Here is an 18,469-nt window from a genome sequence, read left to right as displayed (position 1 = left end):
GTTCCTGCCTCGGGGATCAGGTAGTATCGTGAACCGGCCCGTTGGGGCCAAAGGGGCGATTGGCGCAGTTGGTAGCGCGCTTCCTTCACACGGAAGAGGTCATCAGTTCGAGTCTGGTATCGCCCACCGGATACAGCCCCGGAATCACGCGGAAGCCGCGAGTGAACGGGGCTTTTTCGCGCGCTCAGTTCCATGCGTGGCCGTCGTAGTGATGGACCGTTCACTCGGCCATATCGGGACGGCATCCGCTAGACGCGCTACTTACTGCGATTCGCCGTGAGTACGCAGCTTGGTGATCACTCCTGCGATGGAGACGATGGCCCAGACGCCCTCCAGGAGTAGGAATCCCCATTGCTGTCCTTGGAGTGCCAGGACTGCGAGCGTCGCGGAGCCGACCAGGTTGAGTAGGAGGTAAGTCCAGGAATCGTGCTTCAGGCGGCGTGTTTGTGTGGCGACGAATGCGCTGAGGATCAGCAGAGCTCCAGCGATCTGGACGATTTGTTCGAACATGACGATGCGCCTCTTTCGGGTCGTCGTCTTGTCGTTCCGGGTACGGCGTGTCTCGTCCGGGCGCACCTACTGTCGGCTGCCCTGCCATTCCCCCACGGCGTCGCCGCGCTGTCTGAGAGATCGCAGGGCAGATGGCATACACACTGCATCGCGGCTGGATGCGCCGCTGCATGCGTGAGGGCGGGCGGCCTATCGGGCGCCTGCCGTGTGTTGCAGTCGTTCGAGTCGCGAGTGCCAGTCCTGCTAGGAATCGTGCGTCCAGGTGCCAGTGGACGACGTCGACGCGGATCAGGTTCGCGTCGCGGTGGATGGCGAGTTCGAGTCGGGTGTCGAGTGGTTGGGGCTCTCCGGGCCATGTGATGCGCCATTGGTAGATGACCCAGCCGGCGGGGCGCTGATCGAGGGCGAGTGCGGTGATGTGCCGGCCGTCGGCGTCGGCGTGGAGTACCTGGCCGGCGTCGGTGCGGGCGATGCGGGCCGTGGTGGCGAGCCAGTGCGTGAGCAGCACGGGGTCGGTGAAGTGGCTGAACACGGCCGCCGGGTCCGCGTCGATGGTTGTGCTGGCGCGTAGCTCAGTGTCCATCGGGCACGCCTGCGGTGAGTTCGGCGAACACCTCGTCTGCTTCGGTCGAGCGGGACACCGCGGCCGCTTGTCCTGCCCACAGTGAGAGCAGCTCGCCATGGTTCTGGCGGGCGGCTTCGGTGCGGAACTGGCCGGTGAGCCAGTTCTGTGCGGGGAACCGGGCGATCGCCCGCTGATCTTCGATCGTGCTGGTGGCGCGGTTGGGGATGCCGCGGGCCAGGCGGCCGCTCATCGCCCGGGTCAGCATGGTGCCGTGCGCGGGGCTGTGGCTGATCGCCTCCCGGTGCGCGTCGGGGGCGGCGGACTGCCGGGTGCGCAGGAAGGCGGTGCCGACCTGGACGCCGGAGGCGCCGAGTGCAAAGGCAGCGGCGACTCCGCGGCTGTCGCCGATCCCGCCGGCCGCGACGACGGGAATCGTGACGGCGTCGACGACCTGCGGTACGAGCGCGATCGTGCCGACCAGGGACTGTTCGGCCGGGGCTAGGAAGGAGACCCGGTGGCCGGCGGCCTCGAAGCCGGTCGCGACGATCGCGTCGGCGCCGCTGGCTTCGAGTGCGACCGCTTCCTCGGCGGTCGTGGCGGTGCCGATCACCCGGATCCCGAGGCTGTGGGCGCGGTCGAGGAACCAGGCCGGGGGCACGCCGTAGACGAGGCTCACCGCGGCGGGCCGCGTCTCGAGCACGGTTTCGAGCTGTTCGTCGATGTCGGGCAGGAACCGGGCCGGCACCGGCGGGACGTCGATGCCGAGCTCGGCGAAGAACGGGGCCACGGCGCCGATCGCGGCGTCCAGGTCGGCGTCGATCGGGTCGACCTCGTCCCCGGTCGGCAGCCATAGGTTCACGGCGAACGGGTTCGCGGTCGCCGCGCGCAGCGCCTGCACCGTCTCGCGGATGCGCTCCGGGGTATAGCCATACAGGCCGTAGGAGCCGAGGCCGCCGAGGCCGCTGACCGCGGCGGTCAGCTCCACCGAGGACAGCCCGCCGAAGGGGCCGAGCACGATCGGCGTCTGAATGCCGAGCAGTTCCTCCAGCCGTCTAGTCCCGCTCATTCGTGTGCTCCTGTCGGTTCGGGGTGGGGATGCCGCACCGCCAGCAGGCCTCCGCATCAGGCGAGGTGAGCGCGCCGCAGTCCGGGCAGACCCGGTCCAGCCAGCACACCGCCTCCCCGCCCTCGGCGGCCGCTTCGGTCATCGCGCGTGCTCCTGGAGGACGTCGCGGAGCACGATCGCGTGGTTGATCTGCGGGTCGCGCGCCGCATAGAGGAGCGTCGCGGACGGGTGGTCGCGCAGCAGCGCGCCCAGTTCCTCGAGCGTCGGGTTGTCGGTGAGCTCGGCACGGTAGCGGTCGGTGAACGCTGCGAAGCGGGCCGGGTCGTGGTCCCACCAGGTGCGCAGGCCGGGGCTTGGGGCGATCTGCTTGCACCACAGGTCAAGGCAGGCGCGTTGCCGGCTCAGCCCTCGCGGCCAGAGCCGGTCGACCAGCACCCGGAAGCCGTCGCCGGGCTCGGGGGCGTCGTAGACCCGCTTGAGGCGCAGGCCCTCGGTCACGATGCGCCCCCTCCGTTGGTGCGAGTAGGCTCTGATTAAACAGGAGACTACTCCAGTTTATTGGAGGTGGACGGATCATGACGGCGGCCCTGGGCGTGCAGATCGCGGCGGTGTTCACCTGGCTCGGGATGGTGCTGGCGATCTCGTTCCTGGAGGCGCCGCTGAAGTTCCGTGCCCCTGGCATCACGATCCCGCTCGGGGTCGGCATCGGCCGGCTCGTGTTCCGGGCGCTGAACATCGCCGAGGCCGTCCTGTGGCTCGCCGTCCTCGCCGGAGTGCTGGTGAGCGCGGCCGACGCATCGCCGGCGCAGCTCGCCTTGGTCGTCGCGGTCGGCGTCGCCCTCGGGCTCGGCGCGCTCGTGCTGCGGCCGCTGATGGACCGCAAGGTCCGCACCGAAGGATCGGCCGACCATGCACCCCGCACCGGCCTGCACCTGGGCTACATCGCTCTCGAAGTCGTCAAGGTCGGGCTGCTCATCGCCCTCGGCGTTCTCCTGTTGGCGTCATGACCGAGCATTCCGAGCCGAGCAGGGCAGCGACCGAGGTCGGGGCGGCGCGTGTGGTGATCCGTCCCAGCATCCTCTACGTGGGCACCCCGGTGATGCTGATCGCCTCGCGGAACCCGGACGGCACCGCGAACCTGGCCGCCGCGTCCTCGTATTGGGCGCTCGGGCAGATGCTCGTGATCGGCCTGGAGGACGGCGGTCAGACCATCGACAACGTCCTCGCCCTACCGGAGCTGACCGTCAGCTTCCCCCAGCCGGAGTTGTGGGAGGCGGTCGAGACGATCGGCGACACCACCGGCAAGAACCCCGTACCGGCCTCGAAGGCGCCTCGCTACCGGCATGTCGCCGACAAGTTCGCCGCCGCGGGCCTCACCCCGCGCGCATCGGAGACGGTGACCCCGCCGCGGGTGGCCGAGTGCGTGCTGCAGTTGGAGGCCGTCGTCCGCCGAGTCACTCCGGGGCTCGGCGAGTATCACCTGGTCGAGGCCGAGGTCACCCGTGTGCATGCCGCGCCGGAAATCGTGGTGCCGGGCACCGAGCACATCGACCCGCGTGCCTGGCGGCCGATGATCTACTCCTTCCGGCACTACTTCGGCCTCGGCGCCGAGCACGGCCACCGCCCCACCAGCGACATCGCGGGGCGCACACCATGAGGGATCTCGCGGATCGCACGGACGTCGCTGAGCTCGTGACCGGGTTCTACCGGGCGGCGTTCGCTGACCCGCTGCTGGGGCCGATCTTCACCGAGGTCGCGAAGCTGGATCTGGAGCGCCACCTGCCGATCATGTGCGACTTCTGGGAGACCGTGTTGTTCCGCGCCGACCGCTATCACCGCAACGCGCTCCAGCTCCACCTCGTCCTCCACGCACGGCATCCGCTCACCGCCGAGCACTTCGACCGGTGGCTGGAACTGTGGAACCAGGCCCTCGACGACCGGTTCGCCGGCCCGGTCGCCGAACACGCCAAGGTGCAGGCCGACCGCATCGCCGCCTCGATGCTGCGACGCCTGGCCGGGCGCTCCGGCAGCGCCTTCGAGACCATCACCCGCCGCCCCGACCAGGAGCCTGCCGATGCCCGCCTCAACCCGTGAACCCTCGCTCGTCTACGCCGAGACCGAGCTGCGCACCGGCCAGCCCATACGGAAGGTCATAGACGGTCAGGCGATCCTGATCGTCCGCGACGACACCGGAGTCATCCGCGCGGTCGACGACACCTGCACCCACGCCCAGATCTCCCTGGCCGACGGCTTCATCGAGGGCCGCACCGTGGAGTGCTGGGCCCACGGGGCACGCTTCGACCTCGCCACCGGCCAGGCACTGACCCTGCCCGCCGACCGCCCCCTGACGACCCGCCGCATCGAAGTCCACGACGGGATGATCTATGTCACCTGAGCAGATCGAGCACCGCCCCGAACAGCACCGTGCCGCGTCGCCCTCCGCGGCCGGCCGCAAAGTCCTCGACGAACTGCATGCCGCCAACGCCCCCCTCGATGCTGCAGCCGTGGCGGACCGGCTCGGCGTCCACGTCACGACCGCCCGATTCCATCTCGACCGCCTGGCCGACGCCGGCCTCGCCCACCGCCGCACCGGCAGCGAGCCGCGGCGCGGACGCCCCCGGATCCTCTACACCCCGGCCGGCCCCGAGCGAGATGAGGAGTCCCGCGAACAGCTCATCCACGTCCTCGCCAGCGCCCTCGCAGCAGGCGACACCGCCAGCACCGAGTCCGTCGACGCCGGCCGCCGCTGGGCCGACAGCTTCGACCCACTCACTGACACCGACCCCGCAGCAGGACTCGTCGACGTCCTCGACCGGCTCGGCTTCGACCCCGACCCCCACGAACAGCAGATCCGGCTGCGCGCCTGCCCGTTCCGCGACGCCGCCCGCGAGCACCCTCAGGTGGTGTGCGCCGTCCACCGCGGACTCATCGAACAGCTTCTCGAACCGAGCGGCACTCGTTCCCGCCTCGTCCCCTTCGCCGAGCCCGACCTCTGTCTCGTCACCCTCGAACCCGCCCTCGCCGCGTCCTGGTAGCGTCGGAACCCGTGTGCCGCGAGCCGGCCCACATGCCGCACCCGCGGCAGCGCACCACCGAAATGGAGTCCCACCGTGTCCGTACTGGATGAGTCCCTGACGCCGGTCTTCGAGGAGGTCGTGCGCCGCAACCCCGGCGAGGCCGAGTTCCACCAGGCCGTCCGCGAGGTCCTGGAGAGCCTCGGCCCGGTCGTGGCCAAGCACCCCGAGTACGCGGACGCCGAGATCATCCGGCGGCTGTGCGAGCCGGAGCGGCAGATCATCTTCCGCGTCCCGTGGACCGACGACGCCGGCCGGGTCCAGCTCAACCGCGGCTTCCGCGTCCAGTTCAACTCCGCGCTCGGCCCCTACAAGGGCGGCCTGCGCTTCCACCCGTCCGTCTACCTCGGCATCGTGAAGTTCCTCGGCTTCGAGCAGATCTTCAAGAACGCCCTCACCGGCATGCCGATCGGCGGCGCGAAAGGCGGCAGCGATTTCGACCCGAAGGGACGCTCGAACGCCGAGGTGATGCGGTTCTGCCAGTCCTTCATGACCGAGCTGTCCCGCCACATCGGCGAGTACACCGACGTGCCAGCAGGCGACATCGGCGTCGGCGGCCGCGAGATCGGCTACCTGTTCGGCCAGTACAAGCGCATCGCCAATCGCTATGAGTCCGGCGTACTCACCGGCAAGGGCCTGACCTGGGGCGGCTCCCAGGTGCGCACCGAGGCCACCGGCTACGGCACCGTCTACTTCGTGGACGAGATGCTACGCGACGCCGGCGACGCCCTGGACGGCAAGCGAGTGGTCGTCTCCGGCTCCGGCAACGTCGCGATCTACGCGATCGAGAAGGCCCAGCAACTCGGCGCCATCGTGGTCGCCTGCTCCGACTCCGACGGCTACGTCGTCGATGAAACGGGGATCGACCTGGAACTGCTCAAGGAGATCAAGAACGGTCATCGCGGCCGCGTCAGCGACTACGCCCAGCAGCGCTCCACCACCCGCTTCATCCCCGGCGGGTCGATCTGGGACGTGCCCTGCAAGATCGCGCTGCCCTGCGCGACCCAGAACGAGCTCGACGCCACCGGCGCCGCGGCGCTGATCCGGGGCGGCACCCGCATCGTGGCCGAAGGCGCGAACATGCCAACCACACCCGAGGCGATCCGCGCACTCCGTGAGGCCGGCGTCCTGTTCGCGCCCGGCAAGGCCGTGAACGCCGGCGGCGTCGCCACCAGCGCACTCGAGATGCAGCAGAACGCCTCCCGCGACTCCTGGACCTTCCAGCACACCGACGAGCGCCTCGGCGAGATCATGCGCTCCATCCACGACCGCTGCCTGGAGACCGCGGATACCTACGGAAAGCCCGGCGACTACGTCGCCGGAGCCAACATCGCCGGCTTCACCCAAGTCGCCGACGCCATGCTCGCCCTCGGTCTCATTTGAGCCTCGGACGTCTCCGACTGGGTTTCGTGACAGTCGTACGCTGAACGCCCGCGCCGCAGCAGGCTGGCCGGGAGACCTTCATCGGATGAGCGGTCACCGGACGGCCACGGCGAGAAACCTACGCGCTCACCCCAAAATCACCCCGAGGGCGGATTCCGAGGTCCAAGAGGGCCGCGGCGGTCCCGAAGAATCAGGGGAATCGGCCTCCCGTCATTCATCGAGCGCCGCCTGCGCCGTCGGCGGACCATCCGTACCGTCGCTGCAGCTCGTACGCCACCCGTGTGAACCGATCAATATCCAGCGCGCTGGCCTCGCGGCGCATTCCCCGCGTGTGCACACTGTAGATCTGATCAAGATCGACCCACGATTCACGCCCTCGCGAGTCCCACGGACCCGACCCAATCGATAGAAAGTCCCGATCCCCGTCGTGTGAGCGAGAAGTGAGTTTAACTGCGTACACGCGATCCGGACCGTGCGTGGCGATCACGAGCACCGGGCGGTCCTTTCCTCGACCGTCACGCTCGGCGTACGGGACCCACGTCCATACGATCTCGCCCGCATCGGGATCCCCGTCGATCGACGGCTCGTACGCGAGGCGCAGAGCGTGTCGAGCCGGAGGCCGCACCTCAACTGTCTGGGTGGAACGGTCGTGCACCACGGCAGGCGTTGTCTGTCGCGTTGTCGACCGAATGAGGCCGAGAGCGGAAGCAACGGCATTGATGAAGCGGTGGGTTCGACTCACGACGCCACCATACACATCCGCCCAAACGCCGGAGGGCGCCGCAACCGTGGTTGCGACGCCCTCCGGGCGATGATGGCGTATCAGACGCGCTCGGCGAGGAGGTAGCCCTCTTCGCCATGAACGACGGTGTCCACACCGGCGATCTCGTCCTCGTTCTTGATGCGGAAGCCCAGGGTCTTCTGGATCGCGAAGCCGATGATGTAGGCGACCACGAAGGAGTAGACCAGGACGCCTGCTGCGGCCACCAGCTGCGACACCAGCTGACCAGCGCCGCCACCGAGGAACAGGCCCGTCTCGGTCGCGAAGAAGCCGAGGTAGAGCGTTCCGATGATGCCGCCGACGAGGTGGATTCCGACGACGTCGAGCGAGTCATCGAAGCCGAGCTTCCACTTGAGCTCGACAGCCAGGGCGCACACGGCACCGGCAACGACACCGAGGAGCAGTGCCCAACCGGGCGTCAGGTTGGCGCAGGCCGGCGTGATGGCAACGAGACCAGCAACAGCACCCGAGGCAGCGCCGACGGACGTCGCCTTGCCGTCCTTGAGCTTCTCCACGATGAGCCAACCGAGGATGGCGGCAGCGGTTGCACCGAGCGTGTTGACAACGATGAGTCCCGCACCGGTGTTGTCCGGACCGAGCAAGCCGAAGGTGCCCTCTGCACCAGCGTTGAAGCCGAACCAGCCGAACCACAGGATCGCGGCGCCGAGCAGCGTCAGCGGAACGTTGTGGGGCTTCTGGATGCCCTTCTGGAAGCCGATGCGCTTGCCGAGGACGAGTGCGAGGGCGAGAGCGGCAGCACCCGCGTTGATGTGCACCGCGGTGCCACCGGCGTAGTCGATGACCGCCGGGAGTCCCGTGCTGTCACCCCAGTTGAAGATCCAGCCGTCGCCCCAGACCCAGGCGGCAACCGGGAAGTAGACGATTGTCGCGAACAGGCCCGCGAACAGCATCCACGATCCGAACTTGGCGCGGTCTGCGATCGAGCCCGAGATGAGGGCGACCGTGATGATCGCGAACGTTGCGCCGAAGGTGGCGCCGACGAGCGTTGCGCTATCGGCCTGTGCAAGTCCGAAGTCAGCGAAGGGGTTGCCCGAGAAAGCGAACGTGCCGCCTCCGAGGCTCATGTTGAATCCGTACAGGATCCACAGAACGCTGATCAGGCCCATTGCCCCGAAGCTCATCATCATCATGCTGACGACGCTCTTTGCCTTCACGAGTCCGCCGTAGAAGAAGGCGACGCCCGGGGTCATGAACAGAACCAGCGCGGTTGCTGCGATCGACCACGCGAAATTTCCGCTATCCATGAGATTCCTCACTCATTGTCATGTTTCTCGAGGTGCCGAGCGGCCGCTGGGTCGGGTGTAGCGGCTGTCCGGGCGTGGCCCAGTCTGACAAGCGGGAGTTTCGCGCGGCGTGCACCCTGTGTTTCACACCTGTTACGCGATCGGCCCTGAGGTAAACATCAGGTTTCGCGTGAACGTGAGCGTGCCGCGAGTTTCGACAGATGGTGAGGCGAGCGCCTCAGGCGAGAGTACAGGCAACCAGGCGCGAAATCGCCCGCAGGTACTTCTTCCGGTAGCCGCCTGTCAGCATCTCCTCGGGGAACACCAGATCAAGGCTCGTGCCGGTCGCACGAATCGGCACCTGCGCGTCGTATACGCGGTCGATGAACGCGACGAACCTCAGCGCCGCAGACTGGTCGATGAAGGGTGTGACGTTTCGAAGACCCACGGTTGAGATGCCATCGATCACGCGGATGTAGCGCGACGGATGCACCTGCGCCAGCCGTGTGACGAGCTCACCGAATTCATCATCCGAGACGAGACCGGCCTCCGCGCGTGTCTGCATTTCTTCTTCGTACTCAGCGTCCGTGAGCACCACCGCGTGTCCGTCCACCGCGCGATGGCGGTAATCGGTGCCATCAATCCGGATCGTCTGGAAGCTGTCGGACATGGCGTGAATCTCACGGAGGAAGTCCTGAGCAGCGAAGCGGCCCTCGCCCAACGCATTGGGCGGGGTGTTCGATGTTGCAGCCAGTCGGGTTCCCGAAGCGACCAGCTCAGCCAGCAGTCGCGTCATCACCATCGTGTCCCCGGGATCATCGAGCTCGAACTCGTCGATGCAGAGCAGGTCTGCGCCACGGAACAAGGCGACAGTGTTCTGATAACCCATGGCCCCCACGAGCGCGGTGTACTCGATGAACGATCCAAAGTACTTCCGGCGCGCTGGCATCGCGTGATACACCGCCGCCAGCAGGTGGGTCTTGCCGACGCCGAATCCACCATCCAGGTAGACACCGGGCTTGAGCGGCGCTTGCTTCTTCGCACGCCGGAAGAGTCCCGTGCGTTCCATAGGCGCGCCGCCCGCGAACGTGCGAAGCAGTTCTTTCGCCTCCTGCTGAGAAGGGTAGTCGGCATCCGCTCGATAGGTATCGAACGTGGCTTCCGAAAATTGCGGTGGTGGGACAAGCGCAGCCACCATCTCGGCGCCGGACAGCTCCGGAGAGCGATCTGAAAGCTTGACGAAGCCGGTCGAGGTGGTGGTCATGCGGATTCCGAAGTCCTTCGATTGAGCGGGAGGGTTCGCTGCCGCTCCCCCACTCTACGGCGCGTTCAGTGCGACGCTGACGAGTCCTGCAATGTGAGCTCACGCTCGCGCAACCAATCGCCGATGATGGCCGTCCAGCGATCCTGGTCGTAGTTCCACAACTTGGTGTGGCGCGCGGTAGCGAAGACGTGCATCTCGACGAGGTCCGGTCGCGCGCGCGCCAACTCGTGCGAGGCATCCGAGGGCACGAAGCCGTCATCATCGCTGTGGAGTAGGAGAATCGGATGCTGCAGCTCGCCGGCCCGCGCGACGATGTTCAAGCGATCAAAGGGGATCGGTGCGCCCGTGCCCGTCAGCGACGCCGCCCAGCCCGTGCCGAGTGCACCCAACGCCAGCGACGTCACAGACGGCGGCACATGCATGAAGGCTGCCTGGTACTCGAGCACGATTCGCCAATCGACCACCGGCGACTCGAGGATCACCCCAGCGATGTGCGATCGGTGCGCCGAGTTCAGCGAGGCCTGCAAAGCGATCGCCCCGCCCATCGACCACCCCATCAGGATCACCCGTGAGGCACCGCGCCGGCGCGCGAAACCGATCGCGGCATCAACGTCGCGCCACTCGGTAGCCCCGAGCGCGTAAGTACCCGTCTTGCTGCGCGGCGCCTCACCGTCGTTGCGGTATGACACGAGAAGGGACGTGATCCCAGCGCCATGAAACAGCGGAACAGCGCGCAGCGCCTCCGCACGTGTAGTACCCCGCCCATGGATCTGGATGACCCAGACATCGTTGTCGCCGGCTGGGAACAGCCACGCCGGGCATGGCCCGACCGTCGTACCGATCAGTTCAGACGTGAACGGCAGGTGCAGCTGGTCTGGACTGTCGTAGTACCACCCACTGAATGCGGCGTGTGGCGAAACATCGGCATCCGACCCGATGTGGGTCAACAGCTTGCGCGTGACCGCACCTTCACTCATGCCCAAGACCGAGCCGACCTTTACGTACTTTTCGACACCCGATGTGAACAGCCCGTACCGTCCGGGCAGTTCAGTGTCGGGTGTGCGGGCCAGCGTGATGGTCTGCGCCGAAGCATCCACCCCAATAATCTCGGTGTCCGGCACGCGCGCGGCGGGAGTCACCACCCGACGCGCCATATGGACTGAAGCGACGCCGAGTGCAGCGAGCACGGCGGTGAGAGCCAGGCTGAGCAGTGTCAGCGCGGCTCGGATTCCAGCAAGGAACGTGGGAGATGCGCGGCGCATCGCGGCGCGCCTGGAAGCGACCATCGAGGCATCACTCTAGTCTGTCGGCGTGACCGACCATCGATCTCCCGCGGGACCGTCGTCGTTTGACGACTCCGTCGAACAGGTTCGGGCCTTGCACATCCGCGGGGACATCACCGTGCGGGAGATCGCGGCGCCCGCGGGCCTTGCGGCACATGCGTTCGCGATTGCCGGCGACGTTCGCCCCGATCAGGGCGCCATCGAGTCTGCGTACGGCACTGGTCGACTGGTGTTATTGCACGACGAAGACGGCCCTGCTGCCTGGAACGGTTCGTGGCGGATCGTCTCGTTCGCACAGGCACCGCTTGAGACCGACATCGGGATCGACCCGATGCTGGCCGACGTCACATGGTCATGGCTTGTCGATGCGCTGGACGCTCACGGCGCAGCCTTCCACTCGGAGTCCGGGACGGCGACGAAGATCCTGTCGAAGGGCTTCGGCTCCCTGCTGGAAGAAGGCGACGGCGCGCAGATCGAGTTGCGCGCCTCATGGTCACCCCTCGGCGACATCGCACCGCACGTGGAAGCATGGGCAGAGCTCGTCTGCATGCTGGCGGGGCTTCCGCCGGGTTCTGAAGGGATAACGATGCTGGGATCGAGAAGGCTGACGGGTGACTGAGTATTCGGTCATCAACGACGGTGAGGGACTCCGCGAGGCCTGCGAGGCCCTTTCTGCCGGCACTGGACCGGTAGCCGTCGATGTGGAACGCGCCTCGGGTTTTCGCTATTCGCAGCGCGCGTACCTAATTCAGGTGTTTCGCCGAGATGCGGGCGTGTTCTTGTTTGATCCGCCGCCGATCGGCGACTTCACGCCCCTGCAGCGCGCGATCGGCGACGTTGAGTGGGTTCTACACGCGGCGAGCCAAGACCTCCCGTCACTACGCGAGCTCGCCCTCGAACCCCCGTCGATCTTTGACACCGAACTTGCGGCCCGACTCCTCGGTCACGAGAAGGTCGGGCTCGGCGCCGTCGTCGAGGACACTCTCGGGATCATGCTGGCCAAGGCACACTCGGCCGCCGACTGGTCGACGCGGCCGCTGCCGCAGGCGTGGCTGGAGTACGCCGCTCTCGATGTCGTCCACCTGATCGATGTGTATGACGCATTGGTGGCCGAACTAGCCGAGCAGGGTAAGACCGATATCGCTGCTCAGGAGTTCGACGCGGTATTGCGACGCCCCGCCAAACCACCGCGGGAAGACCCATGGCGACGACTGAGCGGCCTCCACACCGTGCGCGGACGCAAGGCGCTCGCCGTCGCCCGCGCACTGTGGCAAGCACGCGAGGAATACGCACAGCAAGAGGACGTCTCCCCAGGGCGGCTCGTTCCCGACCGGGCACTCGTTGTCGCTGTGCGGGCCAACCCGACGAGCAAGCAATCGCTCGCCGCGAATAAGGATTTCATCGGCCGGGCCAGTCGCACGCAGCTCGATCGCTGGTGGGACGCGATCGAGCGGGGGCGCGCTGACACGGATCCGCCAGCGGAGCGCGCGTCCGGGGGCGATACGCTCCCCCCGCCCCGCGCGTGGGCTGATCGCAATCCCGCGGCCGACGCACGGCTGAAGGCCGCGCGCCCGCGTGTGGAAGAGCTGGCCACTGCGATCGGTATGCCGACAGAAAACCTTCTGACTCCCGACCTGCTGCGGCGTGTCGCCTGGGCGCCACCCGCAGAAAACAGCGCGGACGCGGTGGGCACAGCTCTCGCGGAGCTGGGCGCTCGCCCCTGGCAGATTGCCTATACCGCACAGCTGATCGCCGAGGCTTTTGTGGAATCCGTGCAATCCGAGCCCGAAGCGCCGGAATCTGATTCGTAGGAATCCGCCACCGGGTTCTACCCCGACGAGCCACTTCTCTAGGCTGGCGATATCCCAACTATTGGAGGCAGAGTGGCCGAGCTTTCGGATGTCTACTTCGTCGATGGAATGCGTACCCCCTTTGGGCGCGCTGGCGAGAAGGGCATGTACTGGAACACCCGATCGGATGACCTCGCCGTGAAGGCGACGATCGGTCTCATGGAACGAAACCCCGGTGTGCCGGCTGATCGGATCGATGACGTCGCCATCGCTGCGACGTCGCAGACCGGCGATCAGGGTCTCACCCTCGGGCGGAGCGTCGCGATTCTCGCTGGACTCCCTCAGACCGTTCCCGGATTCGCGATCGACCGCATGTGCGCGGGCGCAATGACCAGCGTCACAACGATGGCCGGCTCCATTGGGCTCGGCATGTACGATCTCGCACTCGCAGGCGGCGTCGAACACATGGGGCGTCACCCGCTCGACGGCAGCAACGTCGACCCCAACCCGCGATTCGTGGCCGAGAAGCTCGTCAGTCCGGATGCGCTCAACATGGGCATGACCGCTGAGCGACTTCACGATCGTTTCCCCGAACTCACCAAGGAGCGCGCCGATCGGTTCGGCATGCTCAGCCAGCACAAGGCGCAGGCGGCGTACGACAACGGCAAGTTCCAACCGGACCTTGTCCCGGTGTCGATCAAAGACGCCAGCGGCGCATGGGGCCTTGCAACAGAGGACGAGGGCCGTCGCCCTCAGACGACGATGGCTGACCTCGCGGGATTGAAGACCCCGTTCCGGCCGCATGGCCGCGTGACCGCGGGTACGTCATCTCCCCTCACAGATGGCGCGACGATGTCGCTGCTGGCTGGCGGCGGCGCCGTAAAGGAGTTCGGCCTCACCCCGAAGATGCGAATGGTGTCCTACGCATTCGCCGGCGTCCAGCCTGAGGTGATGGGCATTGGTCCGATCCCCTCGACCGAAAAGGCACTCAAGAAGGCCGGGCTCACGATCGGCGACATCGGCCTCTTCGAACTGAACGAAGCCTTCGCGATTCAAGTGATCTCGCTCCTCGACCACTTCGGTATCGCCGATGACGATCCGCGGGTCAACCAGTGGGGCGGTGCCATCGCTCTGGGGCACCCGCTCGCTGCGTCCGGCGTCCGGCTGATGATCCAGCTCGCCGCACAATTCGCCGAGCGCCCCGACGTGCGCTACGGGCTCACCGCCATGTGCGTGGGGCTTGGCCAGGGCGGGTCTGTGATTTGGGAGAACCCTCACTACAACGGAAAGAAGAAGTAGGACCGAAGCGATGACGAACTACGAAGAAATCGACTTCGGGCCTATCCTCGCGATGACCGACGGCGAGGTCGTCACCCACTCGCTCGTGCGCGACGTACGTCTCGCATCAGGCAAGGTGCTCGCGTTGGTCACGCTCGACAACGGCCGCGACCACACGCGCCCCAACACGCTCGGCCCCGCGACCCTCGCCGAGCTCGGCGCCACTCTCGACACCTTGCGTGGCCGGGCAGCCGCCGGCGAGATCGATGCGGTCGCGGTGACCGGAAAGCAGTACATTCTCGCCGCGGGTGCCGATCTCAGCGACATCAGCAAGGTGGGGTCGAAGGAGAACGCGCGACTCGTCGCACAATTCGGCCACCATGTGCTGGGCAAGCTCGGCGAGCTCGGCGTCCCCTCATTCGCGTTCATCAATGGCCTCGCGCTTGGCGGCGGACTCGAGATCGCACTGAACTCCACGTATCGCACGGTGGATGCCTCCGCGGCAGCGATCGCCCTGCCCGAGGTGTTCTTGGGGATCATCCCTGGGTGGGGCGGCGCGTACCTGCTGCCAAACCTCATCGGTATTGAGAACGCTCTCGAAGTGGTGATCTCGAATCCCCTCAAGCAGAACCGGATGTTGAAGCCCCAACAGGCATACGACTACGGCATCGTGGATGCGATCTTCCCTGCGTCAACCTATCTCGAGCGTTCGCTGGCATGGGCAGACGGTGTGCTCACGGGCACGATCACGGTCGAGCGCAAGAACGTACCGGGCAAGCTCGAGCGCCTCACGAAGTGGCCGATCGCCATCAAGATGGCGCGCGGCATGCTCGAGTCCAAGATCGGCACCGTTCCCAAGTCTCCGTATGTTGCGCTGGATCTCCTCGACAAGGCGAAGAGCGGCAGCAAGGCCGAAGGATTCGCTCGCGAAGACGAGGCACTGGCCGAGTTGGTCACCGGAGATCAGTTCGCTGCGTCGATGTATGCGTTCGATCTGGTGCAGAAGCGCGCAAAGCGCCCTGTAGGAGCACCCGACAAGGCCCTCGCAAAGAAGGTCACGAAGGTCGGCATCATCGGCGCGGGTCTCATGGCGAGCCAGTTCGCCCTGCTGTTCGTGCGCCGGTTGCAGGTTCCCGTTCTGATCACCGACCTCGATCAGGCTCGCGTGGATAAGGGCGTGGCGTACATTCACGATGAAATCGGCAAGCTGGAATCAAAGGGCCGTGTCGACTCCGACACCGCTAACAAGCTGCGTTCACTGGTGACGGGCACCACCGACAAGTCTCAGTACGCAGACTGCGACTTCGTCATCGAAGCGGTGTTTGAAGAGGTCGGCGTCAAGCAGCAGGTTTTTGGCGAGATCGAGAAGATCGTGGCCGAAGATGCCATCCTGGCAACGAACACGTCGTCGCTGTCGGTCGAGGAGATCGGAAGCACACTCGCCCACCCCGAGCGACTCGTCGGTTTCCACTTCTTCAACCCCGTGGCCGTGATGCCGCTTATTGAGATCGTCAAGACCCCGCAGACGGTGGATGCCGCGCTCTCAACAGCCTTCGTGGTTGCCCGCGCGTTGGGCAAGAACGCCGTGCTGACCGCGGATGCGCCCGGCTTCGTCGTCAATCGCCTCCTGGCGAAGGTCATGGGTGAAGCAGCCCGCGCCGTCTACGAGGGAACCCCGATCGCGGACGTCGAGAAGGCATTCGCGCCGCTTGGGCTCCCGATGGGGCCGTTCCAGCTCATCGACCTGGTGGGCTGGAAGGTCGCCGCGCATGTGCAGGACACCATGGTCCGCGCCTTCCCGGAGCGTTTTTACGCCAACGACAACTTCCACGCGTTGGCAGAGCTTGATGGCGTCGTCGAGAAGGACAAGGGTGGCCGGGTAACCGGGTGGACCAAGCCTGCGGAGAAGGCGCTGCGTGGTGCGATCGGCAACTCCCCCGCGTCATCCGATGTGATCCTCCAACGCGTGCAAGACGGCCTAGCTGAAGAGATCAAGATCATGCTCGACGAGGGCGTTGTGCCCGAAGTGGAAGACATCGACCTGTGTCTCATCCTGGGTGCCGGGTGGCCCTTCATCGATGGCGGGGCATCCGCGTACCTGGACCGCGAGGGCGCGTCCGAGCGGGTGTTCGAGGACACGTTCCACCACCCCGCGATTCGGGGCGTTGCCTCGATCTGAGAACCTCGTTCCCACGTCTAAGGGGTGTCCACGGCCAGCCGGCCGCGGGCACCCCTTCGACGTTCGTTCAGTGGTGCTCGTCGGCAGCGATGTGCTCGACGGACTCCATCGGTTGCGCGTGTGCACCGCGCGCCATCGGCACACGCGTCCCCAGCACCTGGGCGACGACGTCCTGTGCGATACGGCTTGCGGTGAGACCCGCGTCTTCGAGGATCTGCTCGCGGCTCGCGTGATCGATGAACTCGTCCGGCACACCCAGTTCGTCCACAGCAGTGTCGATGCCCGCTTCACGCAGAACCTGGCGCACGCGGGTACCGATCCCCCCGACCCGGATGCCATCTTCGATGGTGATGACGAGGCGGTGGGATGCTGCGAGCGAGATGACCGAAGGCTGAACGGGTATCACCCAACGAGGGTCGATCACCGTGGTGCCGATTCCTTGAGCGTTCAAGCGCGATGCGACATCCATGGCCACATGCGCCATCGGTCCTATTCCGACGATGAGCACATCATTTGCTTCTGAGCGCGACAAAACGTCAACACCATCCTGCAGGCGCTCCACCGCGGGCAGGTCAGGCAGGACGGCGCCCTTGGGGAATCGGATGACCGTAGGCGCATCCTCGACGTCAACGGCTTCACGCAACTCTTCCCGCACCCGTTCGGCGTCGCGAGGTACGGCGATGCGGATGCGCGGCACCAGTTGCAACATCGCCAGATCCCAAATGCCATGATGGCTGGGACCGTCAGGGCCCGTAACGCCCGCTCGATCGAGAACGAAGGTCACGCCGGCGCGGTGGAGGGCAACGTCCATCAGCACCTGGTCGAATGCGCGGTTCATGAACGTCGCGTAGATCGCGACGACCGGGTGAAGACCACCGAAGGCGAGACCGGCAGCAGATGCGACAGCGTGCTGTTCCGCGATGCCGACGTCATACACGCGATCGGGGAACTTCTGCGCGAAAGGCAAGAGCCCCGTCGGACGCAACATGGCAGCGGTCATGGCGATGACGTCCTCGCGGTCATCGCCGATGTCGCGAAGCTCGTTCGCGAAGACATCCGTCCACGCGGGAGTGCTCGACGAACTGCCCACAGTCTGTCCGGTGGTCGGGTCGATCTTGCCTACTGCGTGGAACTGGTCCGCCTCGTCGTCGCGAGCGGGTTGGTAACCACGCCCCTTCTCTGTAATCGCATGGACGATCACAGGAGCGCCGTAGGACTTCGCGAGTGCCAGCGTCTCAAGAAGAGTGGGCAGGTCGTGGCCATCGATAGGGCCGAGGTACTTGATGTCGAGGTTCGAGTAGAGCGCTTCGTTGTTGGTGAAACGGGAGAGGAAGCCGTGCGTGCCGCCCCGAACACCGCGATAGACGGCTCGCGCGGCCGGACCCAAGCGTCGGAACAAATCGGCGGAGCCGCGATGCAGAGTTCGATAGCTGTCTGCCGTGCGTACACGGTTCAGATACCGGGCCATGCCGCCGATCGTGGGGGCATACGAACGACCATTGTCGTTGACCACGATGACCAAGTTGCGATCGTTATCGTCCGAGATGTTGTTGAGCGCTTCCCAGGTCATGCCTCCGGTGAGGGAACCATCGCCGACAACCGCGACGACATGCCGGTCCTTGCGGCCTGTGCGCACAAACGCGCGGGACACCCCATCCGCCCAGCTCAGGGAGCTTGACGCGTGAGAAGACTCCACAACGTCGTGCTCGCTTTCGGAGCGCTGAGGGTAGCCAGCGAGACCACCGCGTGAACGGAGCATCGAGAAGTCTTGACGCCCGGTGAGCAACTTGTGAACGTACGACTGGTGTCCGGTGTCGAAGATCACGGGGTCGTTGGGCGAGTCGAAGATCCGATGCAGCGCGATGGTCAACTCCACCACACCCAGGTTCGGACCGAGGTGTCCGCCGGTGCGGGCCACATTCTCAATCAAGAACTCCCGCACTTCGCCGGCGAGCTGCTCAAGCTGCGCCGTGCTCATCGCATCGAGATCCCGCGGCCCGGTGATGGACGACAACAACGACATCCCCACTCCTCTCCCAGCCCGTCTGGGCA

The 18,469-nt window shown here is 66.2% G+C and carries 19 protein-coding genes, 1 tRNA gene and 1 riboswitch; of the genes, 12 read left to right on the top strand and 8 right to left on the bottom strand.

Annotated features, from left to right (window positions below; genetic code table 11):
• Positions 1-53 precede the first annotated feature (53 nt).
• A tRNA-Val gene (locus ON062_RS02415) sits at positions 54-126 on the top strand.
• A gap of 135 nt (positions 127-261) precedes the next feature.
• Here the strand turns inward: ON062_RS02415 and ON062_RS02410 are convergent.
• Positions 262-510 carry a hypothetical protein gene (locus tag ON062_RS02410; protein ID WP_274645541.1) on the bottom strand — a complete coding sequence of 83 codons (249 nt, stop codon included), beginning with the start codon at positions 508-510 and terminating at the stop codon, positions 262-264.
• Between the two features lie 17 nt (positions 511-527).
• Positions 528-595: riboswitch (guanidine-III (ykkC-III) riboswitch) on the bottom strand.
• 177 nt (positions 596-772) lie between these two features.
• On the opposite strand from ON062_RS02410, the gene ON062_RS02405 reads away from it, so the two are divergent.
• A complete protein-coding gene (locus tag ON062_RS02405) occupies positions 773-1,081 on the top strand; it encodes a hypothetical protein (protein ID WP_274645540.1) in 309 nt (102 codons plus the stop codon).
• 1 nt (position 1,082) lies between these two features.
• Here the strand turns inward: ON062_RS02405 and ON062_RS02400 are convergent, their stop codons facing one another.
• Positions 1,083-2,141: a nitronate monooxygenase family protein gene (locus tag ON062_RS02400; RefSeq protein WP_274645539.1), complete on the bottom strand. Its 1,059-nt coding sequence runs from the start codon at positions 2,139-2,141 to the stop codon at positions 1,083-1,085.
• 138 nt (positions 2,142-2,279) lie between these two features.
• Complete coding sequence (locus tag ON062_RS02395) at positions 2,280-2,639, bottom strand: DUF488 domain-containing protein (RefSeq protein WP_274645538.1); 360 nt, start codon at positions 2,637-2,639, stop codon at positions 2,280-2,282.
• A gap of 77 nt (positions 2,640-2,716) precedes the next feature.
• Here ON062_RS02395 and ON062_RS02390 point away from each other — a divergent pair, with 77 nt between their 5' ends.
• The 6 genes from ON062_RS02390 to gdhA all read left to right on the top strand — a co-directional run bounded on the left by ON062_RS02390 (position 2,717) and on the right by gdhA (position 6,598).
• Entirely contained in the window at positions 2,717-3,148 is a 432-nt protein-coding gene (locus ON062_RS02390; RefSeq protein WP_228178805.1) for a hypothetical protein, read from the top strand.
• Positions 3,145-3,798: a flavin reductase family protein gene (locus tag ON062_RS02385; RefSeq protein ID WP_274645537.1), complete on the top strand. Its 654-nt coding sequence runs from the start codon at positions 3,145-3,147 to the stop codon at positions 3,796-3,798. The genes ON062_RS02390 and ON062_RS02385 overlap by 4 nt, the downstream gene beginning before the upstream one ends.
• The gene (locus ON062_RS02380; RefSeq protein ID WP_274645536.1) at positions 3,795-4,235 is read left to right on the top strand and encodes a group III truncated hemoglobin; all 441 of its coding nucleotides are present in this window, start codon (positions 3,795-3,797) and stop codon (positions 4,233-4,235) included. Before ON062_RS02385 ends, ON062_RS02380 begins: the two co-directional genes overlap by 4 nt.
• The gene (locus ON062_RS02375; RefSeq protein ID WP_274645535.1) at positions 4,216-4,536 is read left to right on the top strand and encodes a non-heme iron oxygenase ferredoxin subunit; all 321 of its coding nucleotides are present in this window, start codon (positions 4,216-4,218) and stop codon (positions 4,534-4,536) included. The genes ON062_RS02380 and ON062_RS02375 overlap by 20 nt, the downstream gene beginning before the upstream one ends.
• A complete protein-coding gene (locus ON062_RS02370; protein WP_274645534.1) occupies positions 4,526-5,176 on the top strand; it encodes a metalloregulator ArsR/SmtB family transcription factor in 651 nt (216 codons plus the stop codon). The genes ON062_RS02375 and ON062_RS02370 overlap by 11 nt, the downstream gene beginning before the upstream one ends.
• Before the next feature lie 75 nt (positions 5,177-5,251).
• Complete coding sequence (gdhA, locus tag ON062_RS02365) at positions 5,252-6,598, top strand: NADP-specific glutamate dehydrogenase (protein ID WP_274645533.1); 1,347 nt, start codon at positions 5,252-5,254, stop codon at positions 6,596-6,598.
• A 214-nt stretch (positions 6,599-6,812) separates the two neighbouring features.
• Here the strand turns inward: gdhA and ON062_RS02360 are convergent, their stop codons facing one another.
• The 4 genes from ON062_RS02360 to ON062_RS02345 form a co-directional block, all read right to left on the bottom strand.
• A complete protein-coding gene (locus ON062_RS02360) occupies positions 6,813-7,289 on the bottom strand; it encodes a type II toxin-antitoxin system PemK/MazF family toxin (protein WP_274645868.1) in 477 nt (158 codons plus the stop codon).
• A 131-nt stretch (positions 7,290-7,420) separates the two neighbouring features.
• Complete coding sequence (locus ON062_RS02355; protein WP_274645532.1) at positions 7,421-8,644, bottom strand: ammonium transporter; 1,224 nt, start codon at positions 8,642-8,644, stop codon at positions 7,421-7,423.
• 217 nt (positions 8,645-8,861) lie between these two features.
• Entirely contained in the window at positions 8,862-9,887 is a 1,026-nt protein-coding gene (gene zapE / locus ON062_RS02350; RefSeq protein ID WP_274645531.1) for a cell division protein ZapE, read from the bottom strand.
• Between the two features lie 65 nt (positions 9,888-9,952).
• Complete coding sequence (locus ON062_RS02345) at positions 9,953-11,173, bottom strand: S9 family peptidase (protein WP_274645530.1); 1,221 nt, start codon at positions 11,171-11,173, stop codon at positions 9,953-9,955.
• 25 nt (positions 11,174-11,198) lie between these two features.
• Here ON062_RS02345 and ON062_RS02340 point away from each other — a divergent pair, with 25 nt between their 5' ends.
• The 4 genes from ON062_RS02340 to ON062_RS02325 all read left to right on the top strand — a co-directional run bounded on the left by ON062_RS02340 (position 11,199) and on the right by ON062_RS02325 (position 16,417).
• On the top strand, positions 11,199-11,789 hold the full coding sequence (locus ON062_RS02340) for a DUF3000 family protein (RefSeq protein ID WP_274645529.1): 591 nt from the start codon (positions 11,199-11,201) through the stop codon (positions 11,787-11,789).
• On the top strand, positions 11,782-12,981 hold the full coding sequence (locus ON062_RS02335; protein ID WP_274645528.1) for a ribonuclease D: 1,200 nt from the start codon (positions 11,782-11,784) through the stop codon (positions 12,979-12,981). The genes ON062_RS02340 and ON062_RS02335 overlap by 8 nt, the downstream gene beginning before the upstream one ends.
• 72 nt (positions 12,982-13,053) lie before the next feature.
• A complete protein-coding gene (locus ON062_RS02330; RefSeq protein WP_274645527.1) occupies positions 13,054-14,259 on the top strand; it encodes a thiolase family protein in 1,206 nt (401 codons plus the stop codon).
• Positions 14,260-14,269: 10 nt separating this feature from the next.
• Positions 14,270-16,417: a 3-hydroxyacyl-CoA dehydrogenase NAD-binding domain-containing protein gene (locus ON062_RS02325; RefSeq protein ID WP_274645526.1), complete on the top strand. Its 2,148-nt coding sequence runs from the start codon at positions 14,270-14,272 to the stop codon at positions 16,415-16,417.
• Positions 16,418-16,484: 67 nt separating this feature from the next.
• Here the strand turns inward: ON062_RS02325 and dxs are convergent, their stop codons facing one another.
• Positions 16,485-18,440, bottom strand: coding sequence for a 1-deoxy-D-xylulose-5-phosphate synthase (gene dxs, locus ON062_RS02320; protein ID WP_274645525.1), 1,956 nt, complete (start codon positions 18,438-18,440; stop codon positions 16,485-16,487).
• Positions 18,441-18,469: the final 29 nt, after the last annotated feature.

Origin of the sequence: Microbacterium sp. C7(2022), assembly GCF_028823665.1 — a bacterium.
Taxonomy (GTDB): domain Bacteria; phylum Actinomycetota; class Actinomycetes; order Actinomycetales; family Microbacteriaceae; genus Microbacterium.
This window is presented reverse-complemented; position numbering and strand designations above follow the sequence as displayed.